Below are 26,552 nucleotides of genomic sequence, written 5' to 3'. Positions count from 1 at the left end.
GGGGGCGTCGTGACCGACTCAGCCAGGGCGCACCGCGCCGCTGTACGGCATCGAGCGGACCGGCGCCATCGCGACTCCGGTGCTCGGGTTGGCGGCGTGCACGATCATGCCGTTGCCGACGTAGATGCCGACGTGGCTCACGGGGCTGTAGTAGAACACCAGGTCGCCGGGCTGCAACTGGCTGAACGGGACGCTGCGACCGCTGCCCATCTGGGCGCCCGAGGAGTGCGGCAGGCCGACGCCGGCGGCACCCCAGGCACGCATCGTGAGGCCCGAGCAGTCGAATGCGTTCGGCCCCATGGCGCCGTAGACGTAGGTCTTGCCGACCTGCGCGCGGGCGTAGTTCACGGCCGCCTGGGCACTGCCGCTGGCCGGGGGCAGGTCTGCGGTCGGGGTCACCTGCGCGTCGCGGCTGACGACCTCGGCGCGCTGCTCGGCCTCGAGCTCGTCGAGGAGCTCCTTGGCCTCCTCGTGCTTGCCCTCGGCGGTCTCCATCTCCGAGGCCAGCTTCTCCTCCAGCTCGGCGACGCGCTCGCGGCGCTTGGTGACCTGGTCGCTGCGGATGGCGAATGCGTCGAGCTCGTTGTTGTACTTCTCCAGCAGCGCGTCCTGCAGCTGGTTGACCGTCGCGACGGTCGAGAGCTCACTCATGAACCCGTCGGAGTCGGACTCCAGGAGCTTGCCCGCGCCGCCGAGGGTCTGCCCTTGGTGCTGGCGGATGATCGAGTCGCGAACGTCGCCGCGCGCGTCGCCGAGCTGTGCGCTCTGGCGCTCCTCGTCGGCGCTCACCGAGTCGAGCTCCGCCTGGAGCTCCTCGAGCTCGATCTTGGCGTCGTTGTGACGCTCCGAGGCCTCCTCGGCCTCACGGTAGAGCTTGTCGACCTTGGCGCGGACGTCCTCGATGTCGGGCTCGGCCGTGGCCGGACCGAACGGGATGAGCCCGATGAGGAGGGCGAGCACGCCTGCAAGGAGCGCCGCGAAGGCGCGCTGGCGACCGGTGAGCACGAGTCGTGTTCCCCTCTGCAGAGTTCGATGTCTTGCCCACACAGACCGGTGCGGTCTGCTTCCCCGGGGCACTTGGGCATGCAGAGTAGTCGGCGCAGGCCGCGCGGCCAAACCCGACTCCGGCGCGGTGAGATCGCGTGGTGAGACCTGCGCCACACCCCAGCGGCGTCAGGCGGAGTCGATCTCGGGGCCGGCGACGGGCTCGACCATCCGCAACGGCGGCACGAGGCCACCGGCGGCCAGCGCGTCGAGAGCGCGCTGCTCGGTGTCGTCGATGGTCAACTCCGGCGGCGGTCCGAGCAGCACCGTCACGACGCAGTCGTGGCAGGCCAGTCCCCTCACCGTGCAGGTGTCGCAGTCGATCTTGGTCATGACGTGGAGGCTTCCAGAGACCTCCGACACTGCACGCCGACCACAGGTGCGCGTCGACCGACGGCGCGAGCCCGGCCCGCGCGTCGTCGTACCGCTGTCGGTGGTGCGGCCTACGGTCGGAGAACCATGACGACCACCCCCGTGCGCTCCCGATGGGAGGACCAACGCTCCTTCGACGAGCTCGGGAGGCCGCTGCGCGACATCACCTTCTGCGTGGTCGACCTCGAGACCACCGGGGGTTCGGCGGCCGACGGCGACGCGATCACCGAGATCGGGGCGGTGAAGGTGCGCGGCGGCGAGGTCCTCGGCGAGTTCCAGACGCTGGTCAATCCCCACACCGAGATCCCGGCGTTCATCGCCGTCCTCACCGGCATCACCAACACCATGGTTGCCGACGCGCCGCCGATCGGCGCGGCACTCCCCTCCTTCCTCGAGTTCGCTGCCGGCTCGGTCCTCGTGGCACACAATGCGCCGTTCGACGTCGGCTTCCTCCGGCGTACCGCGCAGGACCTCGACATCGACTGGCCGGCGTTCGAGGTCGTCGACACGGTCAAGGTCGCGCGACGGGTCGTGCCACGCAGCGAGACCCCGAACCACAAGCTGTCCTCGCTCGCGCGGATCTTCCGTGCCGGCACGACGCCGAACCACCGGGCACTGGAGGACGCGCGAGCGACGGTCGACGTCCTCCACGGGCTGATGGAGCGCCTGGGAGGACTCGGCGTCCACACGCTCGAGGAGCTCCAGACCTACTCGACGAAGGTCGCGGCCGCGCAGCGACGCAAGCGCCACCTCGCCGACCGACTCCCCCACGCCCCGGGGGTCTACCTCTTCCGCGACGAGCAGGCGCACGTGCTCTACGTCGGCACGTCCCGTGACCTGCGCAAGCGGGTCCGTTCCTACTTCACCGCCTCGGAGACGCGCAGTCGGATCGGCGAGATGGTGCAGATCGCCGCGGAGGTCACCGGCATCGAGTGCGCGACGACGCTCGAGGCCCAGGTCCGCGAGCTCCGGCTCATCGCCGAGCACAAGCCCGCCTACAACCGCCGCTCGAAGTTCCCCGAGAAGACAACCTTCATCAAGCTCACCCGGGAGCCGTGGCCACGCCTGTCGCTAGTGCGCCGGGTGCTCGACGACGAGGCCGACTACCTCGGACCGTTCGGGTCGCGGCGGGCGGCGCAGTCCTGCCTGGATGCGCTGCACGAGACGTTCCCGATCCGACAGTGCTCGGGACGATTGGCGAAGTCACCGTCACGTTCGGCGTGCGTGCTCGCCGAGCTCGGCCGGTGCCTCTCCCCCTGTGACGGCGGGGTGGACGACCTGACCTACGCCGCGATGGTGCGGCAGCTGCGGGACGCCCTGTTGCGCCACCCCGACGACGTGGTCGACCTCGTGAACGCCAAGATGGCCGCGCTCGCGGACCAGGAGCGGTTCGAGGAAGCAGGCGTCCACCGTGACCGGCTGGCGGCGTTCGTCCGCGCCGCCGCGCGGACCCAGCGGTTGAGTTCGCTCACCGCCTGTCCCGAGGTCGTCGCAGCGCGCCGCGAGGAGGTGACCAGTGCCACGGGCCAGCAGGCCCGTTGGGTGGTGCACGTCGTACGCCACGGTCGACTCGCCGCCGCCGGAGTGATCCCCGCCGGCATGGACGCCCACGAGTTCGTGGACCAGCTGCGGGCCAGCGCCGAGACGGTCCTGCCCGCGATCGGACCGGTGCCTGCCGCGACCGCCGAGGAGAGCGAGCGGATCCTGCGCTGGCTGGAGGCGCCCGGCATTCGCCTGGTCGACGTCGTGGGCGAGTGGACCTGTCCGGTCGCGGGTGCCGGGCGCGAGCTGGACCGGTTCAGCGCCGTCTGACCACGACCTAGGGTGAAGGTCATGATCACTGCCATCGTGTTCGTCCAGGCCGACGTCGCCCGCATCCCGGAGGTCGCCGAGCGCATCGCAGCCCTCGACGGCGTCAGCGAGGTCTACTCCGTCACCGGCCAGATCGATCTCATCGCGCTCATCCGGGTGCGCCACCACGACCAGGTCGCCGACGTCGTGGCCGACCAGCTCAACAAGGTCGACGGGGTCCGCGACACCGAGACGCACATCGCCTACCGGGCCTACTCGACCCACGACCTCGAGGCTGCGTTCTCCCTCGGCCTGGAGTAGCGGGGTCGAGTCACGGCGATTGGCCGCGACGCCGAGCTCACCTGGTCGCCGCCACCCAGCGGTCCAAGGTCTCCCGAGCAGCGCCTGAGTCGAGTGCTGCGGCCGCGCGGTCGATACCGCCGGCCAGTGCGTCGCGGACGGGTTGGTGCGGCGCGTCGTGGACCGCGAGGGCAGCTCCCGCGTTCAGCACGACCGCGTCCCGCACCGGGCCGGTCTCACCGGCCAGGAGCCGACGCGTCACCTCGGCGTTGTACGCCGCGTCGTCGCCGCGCAGGTCGGCGGCGGTGGCGAGGGGGATGCCGAAGTCGGCGGGGTCGACCTGCTCCTCGACGACGTCACCGTCGCGGGCCACCCAGACCGTGGAGGTCGTCGTGGTGGTGAGCTCGTCGAGTCCGTCGTCACCGCGGAACACCCAGGCATCCACGCCGCGGGCAGCGAGCACGCCCGCCATCACCGGGGCCATGCGCGGGTCGGCGCACCCGACCGCACGGGCCTGTGCGCGCGCCGGATTGGTCAGCGGGCCGAGGAAGTTGAAGGTGGTGCCGATGCCGAGCTCGCTGCGCACCGGGCCCGCGTGCCTTAGCGCAGGGTGGAAGGCCTTGGCGAAGCAGAAGGTGATCCCGGCCGCCTCGAGCACCTCACCGACCCGCGCCGGCGGCAGCTCCAGGTCGATGCCGAGAGTGCGGAGCACGTCGGCCGAGCCGGACTTCGACGACGCGGACACGTTGCCGTGCTTGACCACACGGGCGCCCGCTCCGGCAGCGACGATGGCCGACATCGTGGAGATGTTGACCGACATCGACCGGTCTCCCCCGGTGCCGACCACGTCGAGCACCCGCCCAGCGACCTCGATGGGGGTGGCGACGGCGTACATCGCGTCCACCAGACCGTTGATCTCGTCGACGGTCTCGCCCTTGGCCCGCAGCGCCACAGCGAAGCCGGCCGTCTGGGCGTCGGTGGCCCCGCCAGCGAGCACCTGGGCCATGGCCCAGTTGGTCTGGGTCGGGGTCAGGTCCTGACCCGCGACGAGCGTCCCGAGGACCTCCGGCCAGCTGTGCTGGCTCACGCCGGGACGGGTCGCAGCAGGCCGATGACGGCCTCTGCGAGCTCGATGGGGTCGATCGGGTGGGACACGGCCGCGTCCGCCCGTGACCAGGTCGCGAGCCAGCCGTCCTGCGGCCGGCCGGTGAGCACCAGCAGGGGCGGGCACCGGAAGATCTCGGCCTTGAGTTGCTTGGCGATGCCCATCCCGCCCACAGGCGTGGCCTCACCGTCGAGGATGGCGAGATCGATGTCGCCGGCGTCCATGTTCTGGATGACGACGGCCTCGGTGGCCACCTCCACGTAGGTGAGCTCGGCCAGGTCGGGGTGCGGGCGGCGTCCCAGCGCCATGATGACCTGCTCGCGGGTGGACTTGTCGTCGGAGTAGACGAGGACCTTCAGCGGTGTGGGCTTGCTCACGGGCGCGATGCTACCGGTCGTTCGCGGCGCGCTGGGCCTGGGCTTCGAGACGGTCGAGTCGCCGGTCCTCCCGCTCGGCCTCCCTCATCGAGGACCGCACCCACTGCACGAACAGCACGCCGAAGAAGCCCAGGGCAATGAAGTCGCCCGACCCCCACAGGATGCCGCCGGCGAGGTGCTGGTCCTCGTAGGGGTCCGGGAGCCACGCCCCCATCGGTCCCTCGCTCAGGGACGGGTACCAGTCCCCGCCAAGCAGCGTCGTCTGGTCCATGATCGTGATCCCGAGGAACGCGTGGAACGGCAGCGTGAGCATGATCAGCAGCACCCGGAACGGGTACTGGACGCGCCCCGGCACCGGATCGGTCCCCACCAGCGGCCAGAAGAACAACGCGCCGACAGCGACCAGGTGGACGTGCATCATCTCGTGCACGAAGACCGAGGCGAGCGAGGCGTCGTACCAGTTGGTGAAGTAGAGCGCCCATGGCGAGAGCACGTAGAGGGCGAAGGCCAGCGGCGGGAACGACAGCACCTTGACGACCCGGGAGTGGACCACCGCGAGCAGCCAGCGGCGCGGCCGGGCGGGCAGGGTCCGCAGCGCCAGCGTCACCGGCGCACCGAGGGCCAGTGACAGCGGCACCACCATCGACAGCACCATGTGCTGGGCCATGTGCACGCTCAGCAGCACGGTGTCGTACGCCGCCACCCCGGCCGAGGTGGACAGGTAGAAGGTGGCCATCCCGAAACCCCACGCGATGCTCCGGCCGATCGGCCAGCGGTCGCCGCGACGGCGCATGATCGCCACACCGAGGATGTAGAGCCCGCTCGCCCAGACTGTGATCACGAACGTCAGGGGATCGAACACCCATTCGGTCACCGCCGTGCGCCACGTCAACTCCGGGAGCGGCTCGACGACGGTGAGCACGCTCGCCGCCTGGGTCACTGGGCACCTCCTCTGCCACTGGAGAGCCTAGGACTCGGAGCGAGATCGCGACATTCGAGGGGGCGGAGGTGCTGTTCGCACTGTCTATCGCCATAATGTTCCCGTGGCGACGACAGCGACTCTTCCGGCATCACGCCTGCACGGCCAACATGACCGCCCGAGCATGGTGGCCGTCGGGACGATCATCTGGCTCTCCAGCGAGTTGATGTTCTTCGCGGCCCTGTTCGCGGCGTACTTCACGATCCGCTCGGTGAGCCCGGAGATGTGGGCGGACAACACCGCCCTGCTCAACGTCCCGTTCGCAGCCATCAACACCACGATCCTGGTGCTGTCCTCGGTGACCTGCCAGATGGGCGTCTTCGCCGCCGAGCGCGGCCAGGTGAGCCGCAAGGCCGGCCTGCTCAACATGGGCGGCTGGGGCCTGCGCGAGTGGTTCATCCTCACCTACGTGATGGGCGCGGTCTTCATCGGCGGCCAGGCGCTGGAGTACGTCGAGCTGATCCATCACGGCGTGACGATCCCGCACGACGCCTACGGCACGATGTTCTACCTGACCACCGGCTTCCACGGCATCCACGTGACCGGCGGCCTCTTCGCCTTCCTCTTCGTGCTCGGCCGCACCTATCTCGCGAAGCGCTTCACCCACGAGCAGGCGGTGAGCGCGATCGTCGTGTCCTACTACTGGCACTTCGTCGACGTCGTGTGGATCGGCCTGTTCGCCGCGATCTACCTGGTCCAGTAGCCCCTCACGCCCCGCGTCCCACCCGCAACGAACCGAACCAAGGACAGAATGTGCGCCTCCTGAACCGCTCCGCAGGCCGGCTCTCGCGGCACCGCCGCGGACCGCTCGCCGGCATCCTGGTGCTGGTGATCGGACTGCTCCTCACCGGCGGCCTGTACTCCGTCTTCGCGCCCGCCCAGGCGGACTCCACCCAGAGCCAGGAGGAGCTCGTCGAGGAGGGGCGGCAGCTCTTCCTCGTGGGGTGCGCCTTCTGCCACGGCCCCAACGGCGAGGGCGTGCTGACCCAGGGCGGCGACCAGTACGGCCCGGCACTCACCGACGTCGGTGCGGCCGCGGTCGACTTCCAGGTCGAGACCGGCCGCATGCCGATGGCGGCTCCCGGCGCCCAGGCCCCGCGCAAGGAGGTCGTCTACTCCGAGGAGGAGACGGCTGCCCTGGCGGCGTACGTCGCCTCGCTCGGCACCGGCCCGGCGATCCCCGACGAGGAGCTCTACTCCACCGACGGCCTCGGTGAGGAGGAACGTGAGGAGCTCGTCACCCGCGGCAGCCAGATCTTCTTGGCCAACTGCACCGCCTGCCACAACTTCGAGGGCTCCGGTGGCGCCATGCCGCGCGGCGGCTACGCGCCCAAGATCCGTGGCGTGGAGCCCAAGCACATCTACGAGGCGATGCTCACCGGCCCGCAGTCGATGGACACCTTCTCCGACGGCAACATCCCGCCCGAGGACAAGAAGGCCGTCATCGCCTACCTCGAGGAGCTGGAGGGACAGCCGAGCTACGGTGGATTCACCTTCGGCGGCCTCGGCCCCGTCAGTGACGGGATCGTGGCCTGGGTGGCCGGTATCGGAGGCCTGGTCGGTTTCGCCGTGTGGATCGCGGCCCACACCACTCGGACCAGCAGGAAGAAGGGCAAGGCCGAAGCGTGAGCGACGCACCTGACACCACCAAGAGCACCGAGCTGACCACGGGCGGCGATCCCGTGCCGGACCCGGGCATGCCCGAGCACACCTGGCGCCCGACCGATGTCGACCCGGCTGCGGAGAAGCGTGCCGAGCGTCAGGTCGTGGGCTTCTTCGCCCTCTCGGCGCTGTGTGCGATCGGCTTCGCGATCGCCTACTTCACCCTCGACGGCAGCAAGGCCGCCGCCGACACCATCGGCGGCATCGGTGCGCTCAACCTCGCGCTCGGCGTCACGCTGGGCGGCGCGCTGATGTTCATCGGCATCGGCGTCATCCACTGGGCCCGCAAGCTCATGGGTGACCACGAGATCTCCGAGCAGCGCCACGTCGCCGCCTCCCCCGAGGAGGACCGGCAGGGCACGCTCCACGCCCTCTCGCAGGGCCTGGAGGAGTCGGGCATCGGCCGTCGCCCCCTGATCCGCAACTCGCTGCTCGGCGCCGTCGGTCTGCTCGGTATCCCCGGCGTGGTGATGCTGCGTGACCTCGGACCGCTGCCCGGCGACGTGCTGGAGCACACCATCTGGGGCGAGGGCACCGACGAGGCCCCGATGCGCATCGTGCGCGACGGCATCTGGACGCCGATCCTCGCCTCGGACCTCGAGATCGGCGACCTGGTCAACACCCAGCCCGACGCGCTGGAGAACCCCGAGCGCTACGGCATCGACCCCGCCGAGGTCGAGGGCCACCACCGGTTGGTCCACCTCAGCAAGGCATCGCTGATCCTGCTGCGCATGCAGCCCGGCGACATCAAGCCCGGCAAGGACCGCGAGAACTGGGACGTGGACGGCATCGTCGCCTACTCCAAGATCTGCACCCACGTGGGCTGCCCGATCTCGCTGAACGAGCGGACCACGCACCACCTGCTGTGCCCGTGCCACCAGTCGACCTTCGACCTGGCCGACTCGGGCCGGGTCGTGTTCGGCCCCGCCGGACGCCCCCTCCCCCAGTTGCCCATCTCGGTGGACGACGAGGGCTACCTGGTCGCGCAGAGCGACTTCACCGAGCCGATCGGTGCAAGTTACTGGGAACGCGACTACCAGCGTGACCGCTTCGCGGAGAGTGAGTGACCATGAGCGCTGAGAACAGCACCGCCAGTCAGGTGGCGAGCACCAACGGCGCCGCCCCGGCCACCCGCAGCAAGGGCGCGAAGGGCGCCGGCGTCGTCGCCAACTGGGCCGACGAGCGTCTCGGCCTCGGCACCGCCATGAAGAAGAACCTGCGCAAGGTCTTCCCCGACCACTGGTCGTTCATGCTCGGTGAGATCGCGCTGTGGAGCTTCGTCGTCCTGCTCCTCACCGGTGTCTTCCTGACCCTGTTCTTCGACCCCAGCATGGCCGAGGTCGAGTACGAGGGCTCCTACGACCCGCTGCGCGGCGTACACATGTCAGCGGCGTTCGCCTCCACGCTGGACATCTCCTTCGACGTCCGCGGTGGCCTCCTGATGCGCCAGATGCACCACTGGGCCGCCCACATCTTCATCGCGGCGATGATGATCCACATGATGCGCGTCTACTTCACGGGCGCATTCCGCAAGCCGCGCGAGCTCAACTGGGTCATCGGCTGCCTCCTGCTGCTGCTGGGCACCATCGAGGGCTTCACCGGCTACTCCCTCCCCGACGACCTGCTCTCGGGCACGGGCGTGCGAGCCGCGGACGGCTTCATGAAGGCGACCCCGGTCGTCGGCACCTACATGTCGTTCTTCATCTTCGGTGGCGAGTTCCCCGGCGACGTGGTGATCGGGCGCTTCTACATGGCCCACATCCTGCTGATCCCGGGCCTGCTGCTGGCCCTGATCGCCGCCCACATGCTGCTGCTCGTCTACCACAAGCACACCCAGTGGCCCGGTCCCGGCCGCACCGAGGAGAACGTCGTCGGCTACCCGATGCTCCCGGTCTACATGGCCAAGGCCGGTGGCTTCTTCTTCATCGTGTTCGGCTTCATCGCTCTGCTCGGCGGTGTGGTGAGCATCAACCAGGTGTGGAAGATCGGCCCGTACGATCCGTCGAAGGTGACCGCCGGGTCCCAGCCGGACTGGTACATGGGCTGGCCCGACGGCCTGCTGCGGATCATCCCGCCACTGGAGACCCACATCTGGGGCGTCACGTTCTCGTGGAACGTCATGATCCCGATCCTGGTGATGCCGCCGTTGATGCTCACCATCTTGATCCTGCTGCCGTTCCTGGAGTCGTGGATCACCGACGACAAGCGGGAGCACCACCTGCTCCAGCGGCCGCGTGAGGCACCGACCCGCACCGCGGTGATGGTCGCGCTGATGACCTTCTACGGCTTCTCGTGGGCCGCAGGCGGCAACGACATCATCGCCATCAGGATGGATCTGAGCATCAACCAGATCACCTACTTCCTGCGGGCTGCGGTGTTCATCGGCCCCGTCATCGCCTTCATCATCACGCGGCGCTGGTGCATCTCGCTCCAACGCCACGACAAGGAGAAGGTGCTGCACGGCTACGAGACCGGTGTCATCGTCCGCTCCCCCGAGGGTGGGTACGCCGAGAAGCACCTGCCGTTGCCGGAGTCGACGGTCTACACCCTCACCCAGCGGGAGCGTTCGGAGGTCTACGACCCCGAGGGCGACCAGACCGACGAGAACGGCGTCGCGGCGCCGAACTCCCGGTTGGCACGCCTCCGGGGCAAGCTGTCGGCGCTGATGTTCGCCGACAACGTGGACAAGCCCACTGCGGAGGAACTCGACCACGCTCGCGAGCACGCCGAGCACGAGATGCACGAGCTGGACCACCAGATCGAGGCGGGCCCGAACAAGCACGAGCCGGCCGACCACCGCTGACGGTCCTCGCACCGACCATCGAGTCGGCGCCAACTCGTCGAGTTGGCGCCGACTCGATGCAATTCTGAGCCGAGTTCGCGCCGACTCGACGCTGTTCTGAGCCGAGTTCGCGCCGACTCGACGCTGTTCTGAGCCGAGTTCGCGCCGACTCGATGCAATTCCGGGCCGAGTTCGCGCCGACTCGGCGCGTGGGCGCGGTCAGCTCAGGGCTGAGCCCTCGCGATAGTCGCCGAAGGGGACGTTCCAGTCGCCGTACCCGTTGTCGGCGGTCATCGGGCGGTCGGTGCCGACGTACTCGACCACGTCACCGCGGCGGGACATTCTGTAGAGCCAGCCGGCGTTCTCCGTGCTCAGCCCGGTGCAGCCGTGGGAGACGTTGGCATTGCCCTGGGAGCCGACAGACCACGGTGCGGCGTGGATGAACTCGCCGGAGTTGGTCAGCCGCATCGCGTACTCCACGTCGTCGAGGTCATAACCCTCGGCAGCATCGTGGTCGATGCCGATCGTCTCCGAGCTCATCCGCTTGGTCCGGTGCTTGGCCATGATCACCTTCACCCCTGACCGGGTGGTGAATCCCGGCTTGCCCGCCGTGATCGGCAGGGTCCGCAGCCGGGACCCGTTGGAGTAGACCTCCATCCGGTGGGCCGCCACGTCGACCTTGTACACGTGTGCGTCGCCGACACGGAACGAGACGCGGCGGTCTTGCTGGCCGTAGATCCCGTTGCCGGCGTCGACGCCGTTGACGTCGAGGTCGACGGAGACCTCGGTCCCGGGCTTCCAGTACTCCTTGGGACGCCAGTGGGCGATGTTGTCGCTGAGCCAGTGCCAGGAGCCTGCCTGCTGCGGGCTCGTGCGGACCAACATGTGCCGCTCGAAGCGCGCGCGGTCGGTCACCGGCACGTCGAAGTTCACCACGACGGGCATGCCGACCCCGACGGTCTCGCCCTCGAGCGGAGCGACCGAGGCATAGGTCTGCTCAGCAAGGGTCAGCGCCTGCGCGGTGAAGGTGCGCTCGAGCGTCAGAGGGTCGCCCTGGGGGGTCGTGCCCCGGGCCTCCACTGCGTAGGTCACGCCGGGCTCGAGGCGCTCGGTGGCCTTCCAGGCACCACCGTTGCCGTGCACCTTGCCGGGGAGGTCGCCCTCGGAGGAGGTGACCGTCACGCGGTCCACCGTCCCCCCGACCGCCTTCACGCGCACCAGCCGGCTCACCGGCACGCGGTCGCTGTCCTTGCCGACCACGAGGCGCAACCGGCCGGGGTCGCTGGACGGCTCGGCGTCCGCGCTCCCCTCGGCCCCTGACGCCTCGTCGGCGCGGTCCTCGCCCGGGACCGCGTCGCAGGCGCTCAGCAGGCTTGCCGAGATCGCGAGTGCGGCCAGCGAGCCCACGAGCAGGCGGGGACGGGTGGTCGGGCGGGACATGGCGGCTCTCCTCTCGGGGTCGGTGCCCGGAGCGGGCACCACCTCCATGATGCGTCAACGATGGTGACGCCGCCCGGTCACTCCCCCGCTGTGCACGCGCAGGAGCGCGTGATCAGTGGGCGTGGACCCCGCGGTAGTACTCGAACACCCAGCCGCACACGGCGATCGCACCGAGCGCGAAGCCGATGACGACCAGCCACCATGCCGTGAGTGCGAGCGCGAGGACGATGGTGCTCAGGCACAGGGCGCACCACAGCGGCCACCAGGAGTACGGCGGGAAGAAACCCAGCTCACCGGCGCCGTCGGCCATCTCCGCGTCCGGGAGGTCCTCCGGTCGGGCGTCCATGCGGGTGGCGTGGAACCCGAGGTAGAGCGTGCACATGGCACACAGCAGGGTCGTCATCGCCAGCGCCGAGGTGCCGGTCCAGTCCGCACCGGACTCACCGGCGTCGGTGATGAACCAGTACGCCGGGCTCACCAGCACCAGGAAGATGGTGGTGCTGCCGAAGATCCAGGCTTCCATCTTCATCGGACATCACCCTCGTCGTCGTCCATCTGCTCGGCCACGTACTCGTCGCGACTGGTCATGTCCGGAGCGTCGGCGAATCGCCCCTCGGCCGCGGCAGCGTTGTCGTGCATCTCGATGGCCGCGATCTCGGGGTGGTGCAGGTCGAAGGCCGGCGACTCCGAGCGGACCCGCGGGATGTCGTGGAAGTTGTGGCGCGGCGGCGGGCAGCTCGTGGCCCACTCCAGCGACCGTCCCCAGCCCCACGGGTCGTCCTCGGTGACCTTGGGGCCACGGGCCGACACGTAGACGTTGTAGAAGAACGGCAGCATCGAGGAGGCCAGGATGAACGCACCGATCGTGGAGATCTGGTTCATGCCGGCCCATCCGTCGCTGGGCAGGTAGTCGGCGTAGCGCCGCGGCATGCCCTCCACACCGAGCCAGTGCTGGATCAGGAAGGTGATGTGGAAGCCGAAGAACAGCAGCCAGAAGTGGACCTTGCCCAGCCGCTCGTCGAGCATCTTGCCGGTGAGCTTGGGCCACCAGAAGTAGAAGCCGGCGAACATGGCGAACACCACCGTGCCGAACACGACGTAGTGGAAGTGCGCGACCACGAAGTAGGAGTCGGAGACGTGGAAGTCCAGCGGCGGGCTGGCCAGGATGACGCCGGTCAGGCCACCGAAGAGGAAGGTGGTCAGGAAGCCCACGGCCCACAGCATCGGGGTGTCCAGGCGCACTGATCCGCCCCACATCGTGCCGATCCAGTTGAAGAACTTCACACCTGTCGGGACGGCGATGAGGAACGTCATGCCGGAGAAGAACGGCAGGTTGACCTCACCGGTGACGAACATGTGGTGGGCCCACACCGCGACCGACAGGATCGCGATGCCGAGCGTCGCGGCCACCAGCCCGACGTAGCCGAAGATCGGCTTGCGGCTGAAGACCGGGAGGATCTCGGAGATGATGCCGAAGAACGGCAGCGCGATGATGTAGACCTCGGGGTGACCGAAGAACCAGAACAGGTGCTGCCACAGGATCGCCCCGCCGTGCGAGGTGTCGAACACGTGCGCACCGAGCTGCCGGTCGGCGAAGAGCGAGAGCAGCGCGCCACCGAAGATCGGGAACGCGATCAGCACCAGGATGCCGGTGATCAGCACCGTCCAGGTGAAGATCGGCATCCGGAACAGCGTCATGCCGGGGACACGCATGCAGATGATCGTGGTGATGAAGTTGACCGCGCCGAGGATCGTGCCCAGACCGGCCATCCACAGGCCCATGATCCACAGGTCACCGCCGGCTCCCGGCGAGTTCACCGAGTCCGACAGCGGCGTGTAGGCGAACCAGCCGAACGATGCGGCGCCGTTGGGCGTGAGGAAACCCGCGGCGACGATGAGGCCGCCGAAGAGGTAGAGCCAGTAGCTGAACATGTTCAGTCGCGGGAACGCGACGTCCGGCGCGCCGATCTGCAGCGGCATGATCGCGTTGCCGAAGCCGAAGAACAGCGGCGTCGCGAACAGCAGCAGCATGATCGTGCCGTGCATGGTGAACATCTGGTTGTACAGCTCGTCGTTGACGACCTGGTTGCCCGGGTAGGCGAGCTCGGAGCGGATGACCAGCGCCATCAGGCCGCCGATCATGAACCACGCCATCGCGGTGACGAAGTACAGGTTGCCGATCAGCTTGTGATCGGTCGTCGTCATGAGGGTGACGAGCTGCTTGCCCAAGGGCTTGCGGTCGACGGTGCTGGCCGGCCGCTCTGCGGTGGCGGTCATTCCTGCTCTCCCTCGGTCTCGTTCTGGCCATCGAGGTAGGCCTCGTCGGCGTACCGGCCGCCGGTGACCGGCTCCTCCGACACGTTGTCGGGGTTGGCCGCGAGCTCGGCGAGGTGCGCCTCGTACTCCTGCTCGCTCACCACCTCGACGTGGAAGAGCATCCGCGAGTGGTAGGCACCGCAGAGCTCGTAGCACTTGCCCTCGTAGCGGCCGGTCTCGGTCGGCGTCACCTGGAAGGAGTTGTCGTTGCCGGGGACGACGTCCATCTTCATCGCGAAGGCGGGGATGCCGAAGGAGTGGATGACATCAGGGCTGTAGAGGTCGAACTCGGTGGTCTGGTCGACCGGGATGACCAGCGTGGGCAGGTCGGTGTCGCTGAGCTGGTCGTCCTGCTCGCTGGGCTGGAAGCCGGAGACGAACAGGTTCTCGCCCTCGGGTCCGGTCTCGGGGTAGTTGAAGGTCCACGACCACTTCTGCCCGACCACCGTGACGTTCACGTCGGGGTCCTCGACGTGCTCGAGGGCGATGTTCTGCACCTCGACGGTCTTGGAGAAGAACACCACGACCATCACGATCGGGAACACCGTGTAGAAGATCTCGATCGGCAGGTTGTAGCGCGTCTGGACCGGCACCTCGTCGTCGCTGCGACGGCGGAACCAGAACACCGACCAGAGGATGAGGGCCCAGGTCACGATGCCGACGGCGATCGCCGCGATCCACGCGCCCTGCCAGAGCCCGAGGATGCTCTGACCCTGCTCGGTCACGATCTCCGGCATGCCCCAGCGACCCGCCTGGGTCTCGGTGGAACATCCCGTGAGTCCGAGCGTGAGTACGACGATTCCTGCGAACGCGATCACGCGTCGGCGACGGGTCGCTCCACCCGTACGCTCAGGGAGCCTCAAGCCCACGAACGAGCCTTCCTCTCGATGGGTCAGACAACCACGAAGACTATCGGAATCGCCGCCGGATACGCGCGTCGGGTCCGCCGATAGGGTCGCGTCGTGACCAACGCCCCGGCGCCCGGGGGTGTCGCGCACCCCGGCTACCTCGACACCGCCTCGGCGGAGCCGCTGCATCCGGCGGCCCGCGAGGCCCTCACGGCTGCGCTGGAGCGCGGCTTCGCCGACCCACGTCGGCTCCACCAGCGTGCCCGCGACGCCCGTCTCCTGCTCGACAACGCCCGGGCCGTCGTCGCCGAGTGCCTGGGATGCCGGCCCGACGAAGTGGGCTTCACCGGCTCCGGCACCGAGGCGGTGCACCGCGGGCTCCTCGGGCTCGTCGCGGCACACGGCCGACGGTCGGGGATCGTGCACTCCGCCGTGGAGCACTCCGCCGTCCTGCACGCGACGCAGTGGCGTCCCTCCCCCGCCCACGTCACCGTCGGCGTGGACCGCCACGGCCGCGTCGACACGTCGACGCTGGCCGACGCGGCCACGGGCCCCGACGTCGCCGCCGTCGCCCTGCAGTCGGCCAACCAGGAGGTGGGCACCCTCCAGCCGGTCGACGACCTCGACCTCCCCGACGAGGTGCCACTGCTCGTCGACGCGGCCGCCTCGCTGGGGAGGGTGGCTCCGCCGCAGCGGTGGTCCGCCCTGACCGGGTCCGCCCGCAAGTGGGGCGGACCGGCCGGCGTCGGCATCCTCGCCGTACGGCGGCGGACCCGCTGGACGAACCCCTTCCCCGGGGACGACGACCTCGACGGCGACTTCGGCAACGTGCCGGGCGCACTCGCCGCCGCGGCCGCGCTCCAGGCCGTCACCGCCGAACGGGACGAGGTCGCGGCCCGTCAATGGCCGCTCGTGGACCACATCCGCGCCGCGGCCGCCGCCATCCCCGACACCGAGGTCGTCGGCGACCCGGAGCGGCGCCTGCCCCACCTGGTGACGTTCTCCGTCCTGTACGTGCCCGGCGACGAGCTCGTCGCCGCCCTGGACCGCCGCGGGTTTTGTGTCGCGAGCGGGTCGGCCTGCACGGCGTCCACCCTTGAGCCGAGCCACGTCCTGGCGGCGATGGGTGCCCTCACCCACGGCAACGTGCGGGTGTCGCTGGCGCGCGACACGACCGAGGACGAGGTCGTCCGCTTCTGCACCGCCCTGGCGGACAGCGTCGCCGAGCTGCGGAGGGACACGCCGTGATCGAGGTCGACTCCCGTGACCAGCCGTGTCCGCAGCCGATCATCGAACTGGCACGCGCGATCGCCGACGTGGCGGTCGGCGACCTGTTGGCCGTCGTGGCGCGCGACCCCGCGGCCCGCCACGACGTACCCGCCTGGTGCCGCATGCGCGGTCAGGAGTACGTCGGCGAGGAGGTCGCCGACGACGGCGTCCCGCGCTACGTCGTACGCCGCCTCAGCTGAGGTGGGAGCCGATCTCCTCCGCCGCCGCGTCGCCGTAGGAGTCCCGGAGCCGCTGCACGAACTTGGCCGGGTCGTAGTCGTACTCCTGGGTGCCGACGGTCTCGACGACGTAGGCGGCCAGGACGCAGCCCGTCTGCGCGGCGCGCTCCCGCGACAGGCCCCACGACACCGCGGCCAGGAAGCCGGCGCGGAACGCATCGCCCACACCCGTCGGCTCGACGGCGCGGACCCCGGAGGCCGCCGGCAGCTCGATCGGCTCCTGGCCCTTCTCGGTGATCCGGACGCCGTCCTTGCCCAGGGTCGTGACCTGGTAGCCGACGCGGTCGAGGACCTCCTCGGCGCTCCACCCGGTCTTCTCGGTGATCAGGTGGGACTCGTACTCGTTGGAGAACAGGATCGCGGCACCGTCCACGAGTCCGCGGATCAGCTCCCCGCCACTGAACGCGAGCTGCTGGCTGGGGTCGGCGATGAACGGGTAGCCGCGCTGCCGGCACTCGTCGGTGTGCCGCAGCATCCCGTCGGGATCGTCGGCGCCGACGAGGACGTAGCTGGGCTCACCGACCTCCGCGACGATGGGAGCGAGCTCCATCAGTCGCGACTCGCTCATCGCGCCCGGGTAGAAGCTGGCGAACTGTGCCATCGCGGAGTCGGTGGTGCACACGAACCGGGCGGTGTGCAGCGACTCCGAGACCCGCACGTGGCTGCAGTCCACGCCGTGGCGCTCCAGCCACGAGCGGTAGTCGGCGAAGTCCTCGCCGACCGCGCCGACGAGGATGGGCCGCTCGCCCAGCCGGGCCAGGCCGAAGGCGATGTTGGCCCCCACGCCCCCGCGGCGTACCTCGAGGTCCTCCACGAGGAAGGAGACCGAGAGCTTGTCCAACTGCTCGGGCACCAGGGAGTCGGCGAACTTGCCGCCGAAGGTCATCAGATGGTCGGTCGCGACGGAGCCCGCCACGAGCAGGGGGCCGGAGCTGTGAACCATGCCACGCACACTACCCATCAGTACTGCTGGGGGTACCCACCGGTAGCCCCTACTTTGGGGGCCATGAACCCCTATGACGAGATCGACACCCCGACGGACCAGCACGCCGACTGCCAGGCCGTGGGCCGCGCCCTGGGCCTCTCGGTCTCCTCCACCGAGGGCTCTCCCGTCGTGCCGCACGCGCTGGCGAAAGCGGCGGAGCAGGCGGTCCGCCCGGCTCCGAGCATCCACTTCGACGACTACCCGCGTGAGATCCCCAAGACCGACATCCCGGTCTCGGAAGCCGCCCAGCGGCTGGCGAACGCGCTCCACCTCCACCTCGACTGATCGGGGGCCGGGCGCACCGCCGCCGCCCCACGCACGACGAGGCCCCCGCATCCGTGCCGGATGCGGGGGCCTCGTCGTGTGCCGGCGGTGCGGCGCGACCTCAGTGGAAGGAGTCGCCGCAGGCGCAGGAACCCGTCGCGTTGGGGTTGTCGATGGTGAACCCCTGCTTCTCGATGGTGTCGACGAAGTCGATCATGGCGCCGTTGAGGTAGGGCACGCTCATCCGGTCCACGACGACGGAGACACCGTCGAAGTCGTAGTTCTGGTCGCCGTCGAGGGTCCGCTCGTCGAAGAAGAGCTGGTAGCGCAGGCCGCTGCAGCCACCCGGCTGCACCGAGATCCGCAGCTGCAGGTCGTCACGACCCTCCTGCTCCAACAGGCTCTTGACCTTCGCGGCCGCCACCGGGCTCAGGTTGATCTGGTCCTCGCGACGCTCGGTCGCGGTCTCAGCCTGCTCGGTCATGTGCTTCGCTCCCCTGTCGGTTGCGGTTGAGGACTCTGGTTCCAATGGTCGCACATGCGGGGATATTCCCGGGCCCTGCCGCCGCAACGTGGCCGATCGCACACCTACCAGGTCAGGACCGGCTTGACGACGCGGCCGGCCTCGACGTCGGCGATCGCGTCCGCGATCCGCTCGAACGGGTACGTCGTGACCAGGTGGTCCACGTCGAACCGTCCCGCGGCACGCATCCGGACCAGTTCGGGGATCATCGACCGGGGATCGGCCTCGCCCTCGATGGAGGAGCGCACCACCTTCCCGGACTGCAGCAGGTCCACCGCGTCGATGGTGTACTCCGCCGCCCCCAGGCCGAGCGCGATGAGCACGCCGCGGGGCCGCAGCGCGTGCTGGGCCTGGAGCACCACGCCCGGCAACGCCGTGGTGTCGATGGCGTACGCCGCGCCCCCACCGGTCGCGTCCCGCACCCGTTCCTCGACCGGAGCAGCGCCCTCCTCGGTCGGGTCGATCGTGGTGGCGCCGTACGCGGCGGCGACCTCGCGTCGGGACGCCTGTGGGTCGACGGCGACGACGGTGTCGGTGCCGACGCCGACGGCCGCCGCGACGGCGGCGAGGCCCACCGCGCCGGCGCCGAAGACGACCAGGCTGTCGCCGGGCTGCGGGTCGATGATGTTGAGCACCGTGCCGGCGCCGGTCTGGAAGCCGCACCCGAAGGGGGCGAGCAGGCCGAGGTCGAGGTCGCGATCGACGACGACGCAGTTGCGTTCGTCGGCCAGCGCGTGCCGTGCGAGGCTGGACTGGCCGAAGAAGGAGCCGAACACCGGTGCACCGTCTCGGCTCATCGTGGTGGAGCCGTCCAGTCGCAGGCCCAGGTAGTTGAGCACCATCGACTGCTCGCAGTAGCCCACCGCGCCCTCCCCACAGGGACCACAGGCGCCGCAGGAGGTGAAGCTGAGCACGACGTGATCGCCGACCTCGATGCCGCGCACCTCCGGACCGACCGCCTCGACGACGCCCGTCCCCTCGTGCCCGAGCACCTTGGGGAACATCTCCGGGGGCAGCATGGTGGGCACGGTGAGATCGGTGTGGCACAGGCCCGTGGCGACGATCCGCACCAGGACCTCGTGTCCCCGGGGTTCGTCGAGGTCGACCTCGACGAACGCGAAGTCCGTGCCCGGGCCCTCCAGGACCGCCGCGGTCGTCCTCACCGGTCCCGCTCGAGCCAGAAGTGGTAGAGGTCGTCGATGCCGAAGGCGTCGGCGAGCTTGCCGTTCATGATGCCCATGAGCGTGTCGTCGTCGACGGCCTTGAAGTGGTCGAAGACCGGGAGTCGGTCGTAGACCATGGTGGCGGTCGTCTCGCCGCGGAAGCCGACCGGCCACAACGACGCCGCGCCTCCTCCGGCGGCCTCGGTGTTGGAGTAGAGCCGCCCCTCCTCGTCACGGCACACCAGCGGCCGGGCCGCGAGCGGGGAGTCGAAGTGCTTGCCGTGCCAGCGGACCTTGTCCAGGACGCTGCTGATCACGTGGCCGGTGGCGAAGTCACCGCCACGCCAGGCGCCGAGCACCTCCTCCACGCCGACGGGGCGCAGGTCGGCCCAGAGGTGGTCGAGGTCGGCGGGATCGACGCGGTCGGCGGCTCGGAGTTCGTCGAAACGGGCGCGGACGTCAGGCATGGGCCCAATGTAGAACAGGTTCCGTCGTTGTTGGCAGTGTGCCAACTGTCGGGATTACCGTGACCAGGTGCGCGCCACGCGCTCGGTGAGGTCGGCGAGTGCCCCTGCCGGATCGGCCCAGGAGCGCTCCTCCCCCACCAGGTCCACCATCGCGTACGCCGCGTCCATGCCGAGCGCTCGCATCTCCCGGGAGCCGACCAGCACCTTGCCCGCCAGTGCGACGCACGGCCGGATCGCGTCGGCGGCGATCCCGGCGACGCCGGAGGGCACCTTCCCGGCGCGGCTGGAGAAGTCGAAGGCCCCCTCACCGGTGACCACGAGGTCTGCGTTGCGCGCGCGGGCCGGGAGGTCGACCGCCTCGGCGACCAGGTCCACGCCCGGCCGGCGGTCGGCGCCGAGGAGCAGCAGTGCGAACCCCAGCCCGCCCGCTGCGCCCGCCCCCTCGCGCAGCGACAGGCGTCGGTCGGTCGCCGCGGCCAGGTCCTCCAGCGCACCGTCGAGGGCCGGGAGCCGTTCCTCGGCGATTCCCTTCTGCGGTCCGAAGGTCCGCGTCGCGCCGAAGAGGCCGGTCAGCGTGCTGTCCACGTCGGAGGCGATGACCAGCTCCACGTCGTCGACGACCTCGCGGGCGGGCCCCAGCTCCACGGGTCCGATCCCCGCGAGGGCGGCACCACCGGCGTCGAGCGCCACGTCGGCGGTGGCCCCCAGGGCCGCGAGCAGGCCGGCGCCACCGTCGTTGCTGCCGCTGCCCCCGAGGCCGACCACGACCCGGCGGGCGCCCGCCGCGACGGCCTCCCGCACCATCTCCCCCACGCCGACGGTGCTGGCCTCCTCGCCGCGCCGACCGTCGGTGAGGTGCACGCCACAGGCCTGGGCGCTCTCGACGTACGCCGTGCCGTGCTCGAGCAGCACGGTGGCCGGCACGGGATCGCCGAACGGGCCCGTCACGGTGAGTCCGAGGAGCTCGCCGCCGAGCGCTGCGTGGAGCACGTCGGTGAATCCCGGTCCGCCGTCGGACATCGGGGCACGGTCGATCTCGTCCCCGGGCGAGTGCCGGTGCCACCCGGCGGCAATCGCGTCGGTGGCCTCCACCGCGCTCAGCGTGCCGGCGAACTTGTCGGGGGCGACGAGGATCCGCATGCCCCCATCATGGGGCAGGCCGCGCGCTGCGCGACGCCCCGGTGGGCACCTCAGTCGAGCAGCGGGAGGTCGACCTCCGGACCGTCGCCGCGCAGCAGCACCGCCACGTCGTGGCGGCCCAGGACGTGCAGGATCGCGGCGAAGCCGCGCTCGTCGGCCCGCGCCAGCGTCGACCAGCCGTCCCAGAGCACGACGACGGGCCCGGGGAGGTCGCGCAGGCAGTCGTGCAATGCGTCCAGGTTGGCGCCGTACGTCGCCGGGAAGCCCAACGCCGCACCCAGGTCGGCCAGCACCTCCGCCCGCGTGCCGCGGACCCAACCGTCGACGGCGGCGAAGGTCCAGCCCGCCGTCTCGGCCGTGCGGCGTACGTCGGCCGCGTCGTGGGCCGCGCGCCAGCGGTAGGCCGCCGGTGCGTCCCTGCCCGCGAGGAGGCCGGCCAGCCCACTCATCGCACGATCACCGAGAAGGAGTCGTAGTGGTCGGATGTCCAGTACGCCGTGCCGTCCCCGCCCGTCACGATGCGGCGGGCACCGCGGTGGTCCAGGCCGGGCGTCTCCACGGTGTACTCGCGGTAGTAGCCGTCCGGCTCGTCGGGGAGGATGCCCTCGTAGTTGTGGAAGGTCTCGTCGTCGTGGTCGGGGTGCGGGAAGGGGCCCCCGGCGTCGATGAGCCTGAGCGTGTCGTCCGCCTCTGGCGGCAGCGTGGCCAGCGCGACGTAGGGCAGCCCGCTCGCCGGGTCCGTGCCCGTCGCTGGGGTGGGTGTCGAGCCCGTCGACGGCGCCGCGGAGGGTGCCGTCGACGATCGGTCGCTCGACGGCGCCTCCGTCGGTGCGGAGGTGGCGCTCGGCGTCGTACGGTCCTGCGCCTCGGGCGCCACGCCCGCACCACCGTCCTGCAGCCACCAACCGCCGACCAGCAGCAGGCCGAGCACGACCGCGGTGACCAGGCCCGCCCTGCCCCGACCGGCGAGGCGTACCAGGCGCGTGACCTGGTCGGTTCGCATCAGAAGGCCATCGCCTGCGCGCGCCGCTTCGCCTCGGCGCCCCGGTTCTCCAGCAGCGCGTCGATGGGCCGGCCGGGGAGGTTGTCGTCGAGGAAGATCCACGCGATGCACTCGCGGTCGTCGTAGCCACCGTCGTGCAGCACCGTCAGCAGCCCGCCGAGGCCCTTGAGCGGCTCGCCGTCGCGGATGAACGCGGCCGGCACCTGCGGCGGGCCCGACGCGCCGGGACGCGCGGCCGCGAGCTCGTGGTCCTTCACCATGGTCTTCACCTTGGCCGGGGTCACGCCGAGGAGCTCGGCCGCGGCCTCGCGGTCCAGCCAGTCCTCGACCAGGGCAGCGAGGTCCTGGTCTGCCAGTCGTAGCTCAGTCACGTGTCCATCATCGCACCCGCGCGGGGCGCCCCACGGCGTGGCTGGCGCCGCTCGCCAGCGGGCGCGCCGTACCATGGCAGGGTTGCCGGAAGCTTCCCCACCGGACACGCAGGAGGGTCGACATGAGAGGTGTGCGCCCTCGCGACCCCGCACGAGGCTCCATGGACGACCCCCACACCGGACGCCTGCTCGACGGCCGCTACCGCGTCGGCGGGCGGATCGCACGCGGCGGGATGGCCGGGGTCTACGAGGCGCACGACGAGCGCCTGGACCGCACGGTGGCGCTCAAGATCATGCACGCCGGCCTGGGCGACTCCACCGATGGTGAGGAGGACTTCGCCGCCCGGTTCGTGCGCGAGGCCCGGGCAGCGGCACGCCTGTCGCACCCCCACGTGGTGGCGGTCTACGACCAGGGCGAGGACGACGGCGCGGTCTACCTGGCGATGGAGCTGGTGCCCGGCCACACCCTGCGCGACGTGATCGCCAAGGAGGCGCCGATGCGCCCCGAGCGGGCGTTGTCGCTCCTGGAACCGGTGCTGGAGGCCCTCGCGGTGGCCCACGGTGCGGGCCTGGTCCACCGCGACATGAAGCCCGAGAACGTGCTGATCGCCGACGACGGGCGGGTCAAGGTCGCCGACTTCGGCCTGGCCAAGGCAGTCAGCGCCGACACCCAGCACACCGCGACCAGCGGCGTGCTGCTCGGGACGGTGTCCTACCTGGCGCCCGAGGTCGTCTCCGAGGGACGCGCCGACGCCCGCGCCGACGTGTACGCCGTCGGCGTGATGCTCTACGAGCTGCTCACCGGTGCGAAGCCCCACACCGGGGACAGCCCCATCCAGGTCGCCTACGCCCACGTGCACCACGACGTACCCCCTCCCTCCGATGCCGTGCCGGAGGTGCCGGACTACGTCGATGCGCTCACCGCGCGCCTGACGGCCCGCGATCGTGGCCTCCGACCCTCCGACGCCGCGGTGGCGCTGCACCACGTCCACCGCGTGGGCCTCGCGCTGCGCGCGGGCGACACCAGCGACGCAGAGCTGGTGGCCGACCTGACACCGGCCGCCCGGCCCACCGACACCACGCCCGAGCCGTTGGCCCCGCTGGCTCGCGAGGTGGCCGCGGTCCCCCCGCCGCCGCGGACCGAGCAGACGTCCGTCATCCGCCCCGACGAGGGTCCCCCGCGGCGACAACGGCGCCGCCGACGCCCGCTGCTGGCCCTGCTGGTCATGGCCCTCGTGGCCGGGCTGCTGGGCGGCGGCTACTGGTTCGGGTGGGCCCGCTACGTCTCGGCACCGACGGTGGTCGGCCTGACCCAGGCGGCCGCGGAGGAGAAGCTCTCCGGGGCCGACCTCGCCGTCGAGTACGCCGACCCGGTCCACTCCGAGACGGCCCCGGAGGGTGAGGTGGTCTCCGCCGACCCCGCGGCGGGCGGTCGCATCCTGCCCGAGGACGCGGTCACGCTCACGCTGTCGTTGGGGCCGGAGCGCTACGACGTACCCGACGTCAGTGGCATGACGGTCGAGTCGGCCACCGGCGCGCTGCGCGAGGTGAAGATGGTGGTCGCGCAGACCAAGGAACGCTTCTCCGAGCAGGTCGCCGAGGGACGGGTGATCCGCACCCAGCCCAAGTTCGGCACCGAACGCGCGCAGGGCCTGCCGGTCGACACCGGCATCACGCTCGTGGTCAGCAAGGGCCGCAAGCCGATCAAGGTCACCGACTGGACCGGCCAGAGCGCCGAGAAGGCGCAGAACCGCATGACCGACCAGGGGCTGGAGGTCACCGTCGCCGAGGAGCGGTTCAGCGAGTCCGTCGCCGAGGGCGACGTGATCGGCCAGTCCCCCAAGAGCGGCACCCTCTACAAGGGCGACGTCGTCAAGCTCGTCGTGTCCAAGGGGCAGCCGTTCGTGACGCTGCCCTCGGTGTTCAACAAGAGCACCGACGCCGTGGTCTCGGAGCTGGAGTCGCTCGGCCTGGAGGTGAAGGTCGAGCGGGCCCGGATCTACTTCAACGGCTCCCGCGTGTTCAGCATCGACCCCTCCGCGGGCAGCGAGGTGCGCAAGGGCAGCACCGTCACGATCACCGTCGTCTGAGTGCCGGGAGCGAGGGACGAGCGGCGCGGCGCGAAGCGACCGACTGGCACCGTCGTCTGAGTGCCGGGAGCGAGGGACGAGCGTTGAATCGGCACTTTCTTCCGTTCAATCGTGAGTTCCTGTCACGCACCTCGTCGACACGTCACGATTGAACGGAAGAAAGTGCCGATTCAACCGGTCTCCCGGCACCATGGATCCATGAGCATGGTGGACGGGGTCCGGGAGCGGGTGGGTGCGGCCATCTTCGCCAAGGTCGCCGGCGAGGAAGGGGCGGGTCGTCGCGAGCGCATCCACGGGACCACCGGGCCGCGGCGGTTCGGTCCCGAGGACGCGATCTGGCAGGTCCACTCCGACGCCGCGATGTTCGTCGGCGGGGTCCGTGCGCTGCTGCTGCAGTCGCTGCACCCGTTGGCGATGGCCGCGGTGGACCAGCACTCCGGCTACCGCGGCGACCCCTGGGGCCGGTTGGCCCGCACCAGCGGCTTCCTCGCCGAGACCACCTTCGGCACGACCGAGCACGCCGACCGGGCGATCGCGGTGGTGCGCTCCGTCCACGACCGCATCGACGGCGTCGCTCCGGACGGGCGCCCCTATCGGGCCGCCGACCCGCGGTTGCTGCGATGGGTCCACGTCGCAGAGGTCGACAGCTTCCTCCGCGCCCACGACGCGTACGGCGCCCGCCCGCTCGACGCGGAGGCGCGCGACGACTACGTGGCCCAGACCGCGGTGATCGCCCGCGCCCTCGGCGCCACCCAGGTGCCGACCACCGTCGCGGAGCTGCACGAGACCATCGAGGAGTTCCGTCCCGAGCTCGCCTCGACCGAGGCCGCGCGGCGTACGGCGCGCTTCATCCTGCTGCGTCCTCCGGTGCCGCTGGCGGTCCGGCCGGCGTACGGCCTGCTGTGCAGCGCCGGCGTCGGGTTGCTCCCGCGGTGGGCGCGGTGGCCGCTGCGGCTGCCCTACGTCCCCGTCGCGGAGGCGACGGCGGTCCGGGCCAGCGGGATCGCGATCACCTCCGGCATCCGCTGGGCGATGGGGCCCGGTCCCCGGGCCGTGCAGGAGGAGCCCCGGCCGGCCTGACCGCAGCCAGGGGCCCTGCGTGCCCGGAAGCCGGACGCCGGTACGGTCCCGGGCATGCGTTCCCCGATCGGCACCCACGTCCGCATCGGCAAGGGCCTGGTCAAGGGGGCGCTGGCCGACGCCACCGAGCTCGGCTGCGAGACCGTCCAGGTGTTCGTCGGCAACCCCCGCGGCTGGGCACTGACCGAGGGCGACCCCCGGGTCGACGAGGAGTTCCGGCGCCTCACCGCCGAGCAGGGCCTGCGGACCTTCATCCACACGCCCTACCTGGTCAACCTGGGTTCGCCGACGGCCACGACGTACGAGAGGTCCGCCGACGTCGTGGCGCACAACATGCGCCGCGCGGTCGAGATCGGCGCCGAGGGCGTGGTGGTGCACACCGGCTCCTACGTCGACCCCGACGGTGGCGCGGACCGGCACGCGGCCGCGCTGCGGCAGGTGCGCGAGGCGCTGCTCCCGGTCCTCGACGGACTCGACGAGCACGCGCCGTGGCTGCTGCTCGAGCCGACCGCAGGCCAGGGGCGCTCGCTGTGCGCCGGGGTCGAGGACCTGGCCGCCTACCTCGCGGCACTCGACGAGCACCCGAAGGCGGGGATCTGCCTCGACACCTGCCACGTCTTCGCCGCGGGTGCTCCGCTGGACGAGCCGGGCGGTGCGACCGCGACGGTGGACCGCGTCCTCGAGATCGGCGGACCGGGACGGCTCCGGCTCGTCCACGCGAACGACTCCAAGGACCCGCGCGGGTCGATGCGCGACCGCCACGAGCAGATCGGGCAGGGCCACATCGGGACGACTGCGTTCGAGGAGCTCCTCGCCCATCCGGCGCTGGCCGAGGTCCCCTTCGTGCTGGAGACCCCCGGTTCGCGGGAGCCGGGGAACCCCGACATCGGGCTGCTCAAGCGCCTCCGCGGCTGAGCCCACCGTCACCGGTCGGCGCGTCTC

At 70.6% G+C, this 26,552-nt stretch carries 29 protein-coding genes; 12 read left to right on the top strand and 17 right to left on the bottom strand.

Features of this window, described 5'->3' with window-relative positions:
* Positions 1-18: 18 nt before the first annotated feature.
* The gene (locus KUV85_RS03235; protein ID WP_219961783.1) at positions 19-1,005 is read right to left on the bottom strand and encodes a C40 family peptidase; all 987 of its coding nucleotides are present in this window, start codon (positions 1,003-1,005) and stop codon (positions 19-21) included.
* Between the two features lie 168 nt (positions 1,006-1,173).
* Positions 1,174-1,377 carry a hypothetical protein gene (locus KUV85_RS03230; protein ID WP_219961782.1) on the bottom strand — a complete coding sequence of 68 codons (204 nt, stop codon included), beginning with the start codon at positions 1,375-1,377 and terminating at the stop codon, positions 1,174-1,176.
* Between the two features lie 126 nt (positions 1,378-1,503).
* Here KUV85_RS03230 and KUV85_RS03225 point away from each other — a divergent pair, with 126 nt between their 5' ends.
* Both KUV85_RS03225 and KUV85_RS03220 read left to right on the top strand, forming a co-directional pair.
* Entirely contained in the window at positions 1,504-3,228 is a 1,725-nt protein-coding gene (locus KUV85_RS03225) for a DEDD exonuclease domain-containing protein (RefSeq protein WP_219961781.1), read from the top strand.
* 21 nt (positions 3,229-3,249) lie between these two features.
* Positions 3,250-3,528 (top strand): Lrp/AsnC family transcriptional regulator, encoded by a 279-nt coding sequence (locus KUV85_RS03220; protein ID WP_219961780.1) that lies wholly within the window; start codon positions 3,250-3,252, stop codon positions 3,526-3,528.
* A gap of 37 nt (positions 3,529-3,565) precedes the next feature.
* On the opposite strand, the gene trpD is transcribed toward KUV85_RS03220, so the two are convergent.
* The 3 genes from trpD to KUV85_RS03205 are packed head-to-tail and all read right to left on the bottom strand — an operon-like array spanning position 3,566 to position 5,929.
* Positions 3,566-4,594 carry an anthranilate phosphoribosyltransferase gene (trpD, locus tag KUV85_RS03215; protein WP_219961779.1) on the bottom strand — a complete coding sequence of 343 codons (1,029 nt, stop codon included), beginning with the start codon at positions 4,592-4,594 and terminating at the stop codon, positions 3,566-3,568.
* Positions 4,591-4,989: a hypothetical protein gene (locus tag KUV85_RS03210; protein WP_219961778.1), complete on the bottom strand. Its 399-nt coding sequence runs from the start codon at positions 4,987-4,989 to the stop codon at positions 4,591-4,593. The genes trpD and KUV85_RS03210 overlap by 4 nt, the downstream gene beginning before the upstream one ends.
* 10 nt (positions 4,990-4,999) lie before the next feature.
* Positions 5,000-5,929, bottom strand: coding sequence for a cytochrome c oxidase assembly protein (locus KUV85_RS03205; protein ID WP_219961777.1), 930 nt, complete (start codon positions 5,927-5,929; stop codon positions 5,000-5,002).
* 103 nt (positions 5,930-6,032) lie between these two features.
* Between KUV85_RS03205 and KUV85_RS03200 the strand changes: the two genes are divergently transcribed.
* The 4 genes from KUV85_RS03200 to KUV85_RS03185 all read left to right on the top strand — a co-directional run bounded on the left by KUV85_RS03200 (position 6,033) and on the right by KUV85_RS03185 (position 10,433).
* A complete protein-coding gene (locus KUV85_RS03200; protein ID WP_219961776.1) occupies positions 6,033-6,671 on the top strand; it encodes a cytochrome c oxidase subunit 3 in 639 nt (212 codons plus the stop codon).
* Positions 6,672-6,721: 50 nt separating this feature from the next.
* The gene (locus KUV85_RS03195) at positions 6,722-7,597 is read left to right on the top strand and encodes a c-type cytochrome (RefSeq protein ID WP_219961775.1); all 876 of its coding nucleotides are present in this window, start codon (positions 6,722-6,724) and stop codon (positions 7,595-7,597) included.
* Positions 7,598-7,665: 68 nt separating this feature from the next.
* On the top strand, positions 7,666-8,697 hold the full coding sequence (locus KUV85_RS03190; protein ID WP_237690240.1) for a ubiquinol-cytochrome c reductase iron-sulfur subunit: 1,032 nt from the start codon (positions 7,666-7,668) through the stop codon (positions 8,695-8,697).
* A gap of 2 nt (positions 8,698-8,699) precedes the next feature.
* Positions 8,700-10,433: a cytochrome b gene (locus tag KUV85_RS03185; protein ID WP_219961773.1), complete on the top strand. Its 1,734-nt coding sequence runs from the start codon at positions 8,700-8,702 to the stop codon at positions 10,431-10,433.
* 198 nt (positions 10,434-10,631) lie between these two features.
* Here KUV85_RS03185 and KUV85_RS03180 read toward each other — a convergent pair whose 3' ends face one another.
* From KUV85_RS03180 to coxB, 4 genes are all read right to left on the bottom strand, one after another.
* Positions 10,632-11,852, bottom strand: coding sequence for a L,D-transpeptidase (locus KUV85_RS03180; RefSeq protein WP_219961772.1), 1,221 nt, complete (start codon positions 11,850-11,852; stop codon positions 10,632-10,634).
* Positions 11,853-11,964: 112 nt separating this feature from the next.
* Positions 11,965-12,381 (bottom strand): cytochrome c oxidase subunit 4, encoded by a 417-nt coding sequence (locus KUV85_RS03175; protein ID WP_219961771.1) that lies wholly within the window; start codon positions 12,379-12,381, stop codon positions 11,965-11,967.
* Positions 12,378-14,129 carry a cytochrome c oxidase subunit I gene (gene ctaD / locus KUV85_RS03170; protein ID WP_219961770.1) on the bottom strand — a complete coding sequence of 584 codons (1,752 nt, stop codon included), beginning with the start codon at positions 14,127-14,129 and terminating at the stop codon, positions 12,378-12,380. Before ctaD ends, KUV85_RS03175 begins: the two co-directional genes overlap by 4 nt.
* Positions 14,126-14,905 carry a cytochrome c oxidase subunit II gene (coxB, locus tag KUV85_RS03165; RefSeq protein ID WP_219961769.1) on the bottom strand — a complete coding sequence of 260 codons (780 nt, stop codon included), beginning with the start codon at positions 14,903-14,905 and terminating at the stop codon, positions 14,126-14,128. The genes ctaD and coxB overlap by 4 nt, the downstream gene beginning before the upstream one ends.
* Before the next feature lie 225 nt (positions 14,906-15,130).
* Between coxB and KUV85_RS03160 the strand changes: the two genes are divergently transcribed.
* Both KUV85_RS03160 and KUV85_RS03155 read left to right on the top strand, forming a co-directional pair.
* Positions 15,131-16,264, top strand: coding sequence for a cysteine desulfurase family protein (locus KUV85_RS03160; protein ID WP_219961768.1), 1,134 nt, complete (start codon positions 15,131-15,133; stop codon positions 16,262-16,264).
* Positions 16,261-16,485, top strand: coding sequence for a sulfurtransferase TusA family protein (locus tag KUV85_RS03155; RefSeq protein ID WP_219961767.1), 225 nt, complete (start codon positions 16,261-16,263; stop codon positions 16,483-16,485). The genes KUV85_RS03160 and KUV85_RS03155 overlap by 4 nt, the downstream gene beginning before the upstream one ends.
* Here the strand turns inward: KUV85_RS03155 and KUV85_RS03150 are convergent.
* Complete coding sequence (locus KUV85_RS03150; protein ID WP_219961766.1) at positions 16,478-17,467, bottom strand: carbohydrate kinase family protein; 990 nt, start codon at positions 17,465-17,467, stop codon at positions 16,478-16,480. The two genes, KUV85_RS03155 and KUV85_RS03150, sit on opposite strands and share 8 nt — an antisense overlap.
* Before the next feature lie 63 nt (positions 17,468-17,530).
* Here KUV85_RS03150 and KUV85_RS03145 point away from each other — a divergent pair, with 63 nt between their 5' ends.
* Positions 17,531-17,794, top strand: a complete 264-nt coding sequence (locus KUV85_RS03145; protein ID WP_219961765.1) for a hypothetical protein — start codon at positions 17,531-17,533, stop codon at positions 17,792-17,794.
* 100 nt (positions 17,795-17,894) lie between these two features.
* On the opposite strand, the gene erpA is transcribed toward KUV85_RS03145, so the two are convergent.
* The 7 genes from erpA to KUV85_RS03110 form a co-directional block, all read right to left on the bottom strand.
* Positions 17,895-18,257 carry an iron-sulfur cluster insertion protein ErpA gene (gene erpA, locus KUV85_RS03140; RefSeq protein ID WP_219961764.1) on the bottom strand — a complete coding sequence of 121 codons (363 nt, stop codon included), beginning with the start codon at positions 18,255-18,257 and terminating at the stop codon, positions 17,895-17,897.
* 104 nt (positions 18,258-18,361) lie between these two features.
* Complete coding sequence (locus KUV85_RS03135) at positions 18,362-19,459, bottom strand: NAD(P)-dependent alcohol dehydrogenase (protein WP_219961763.1); 1,098 nt, start codon at positions 19,457-19,459, stop codon at positions 18,362-18,364.
* Complete coding sequence (locus tag KUV85_RS03130) at positions 19,456-19,926, bottom strand: DUF4334 domain-containing protein (protein WP_219961762.1); 471 nt, start codon at positions 19,924-19,926, stop codon at positions 19,456-19,458. The genes KUV85_RS03135 and KUV85_RS03130 overlap by 4 nt, the downstream gene beginning before the upstream one ends.
* 54 nt (positions 19,927-19,980) lie before the next feature.
* On the bottom strand, positions 19,981-21,066 hold the full coding sequence (locus tag KUV85_RS03125) for a glycerate kinase (RefSeq protein ID WP_219961761.1): 1,086 nt from the start codon (positions 21,064-21,066) through the stop codon (positions 19,981-19,983).
* Between the two features lie 50 nt (positions 21,067-21,116).
* Positions 21,117-21,515: a barstar family protein gene (locus tag KUV85_RS17665; protein ID WP_219961760.1), complete on the bottom strand. Its 399-nt coding sequence runs from the start codon at positions 21,513-21,515 to the stop codon at positions 21,117-21,119.
* The gene (locus tag KUV85_RS03115; RefSeq protein ID WP_219961759.1) at positions 21,512-22,069 is read right to left on the bottom strand and encodes a ribonuclease domain-containing protein; all 558 of its coding nucleotides are present in this window, start codon (positions 22,067-22,069) and stop codon (positions 21,512-21,514) included. The genes KUV85_RS17665 and KUV85_RS03115 overlap by 4 nt, the downstream gene beginning before the upstream one ends.
* Positions 22,069-22,440, bottom strand: coding sequence for an Rv2175c family DNA-binding protein (locus KUV85_RS03110; RefSeq protein WP_219961758.1), 372 nt, complete (start codon positions 22,438-22,440; stop codon positions 22,069-22,071). The genes KUV85_RS03115 and KUV85_RS03110 overlap by 1 nt, the downstream gene beginning before the upstream one ends.
* Positions 22,441-22,601: 161 nt before the next feature.
* Here KUV85_RS03110 and pknB point away from each other — a divergent pair, with 161 nt between their 5' ends.
* The 3 genes from pknB (at position 22,602) to KUV85_RS03095 (ending at position 26,525) form a co-directional block, all read left to right on the top strand.
* On the top strand, positions 22,602-24,530 hold the full coding sequence (gene pknB, locus KUV85_RS03105; RefSeq protein ID WP_219961757.1) for a Stk1 family PASTA domain-containing Ser/Thr kinase: 1,929 nt from the start codon (positions 22,602-22,604) through the stop codon (positions 24,528-24,530).
* Positions 24,531-24,728: 198 nt separating this feature from the next.
* A complete protein-coding gene (locus KUV85_RS03100) occupies positions 24,729-25,610 on the top strand; it encodes an oxygenase MpaB family protein (protein ID WP_219961756.1) in 882 nt (293 codons plus the stop codon).
* A 54-nt stretch (positions 25,611-25,664) separates the two neighbouring features.
* A complete protein-coding gene (locus KUV85_RS03095; protein ID WP_219961755.1) occupies positions 25,665-26,525 on the top strand; it encodes a deoxyribonuclease IV in 861 nt (286 codons plus the stop codon).
* The last annotated feature ends 27 nt before the right edge of the window (positions 26,526-26,552 follow it).

The organism is Nocardioides panacisoli (assembly GCF_019448235.1).
GTDB classification, from domain to species: Bacteria; Actinomycetota; Actinomycetes; order Propionibacteriales; family Nocardioidaceae; genus Nocardioides; species Nocardioides panacisoli_A.
The sequence above is the reverse complement of the archived record's forward strand: the minus strand, read 5'-3'. Positions and strand labels throughout refer to the sequence as shown.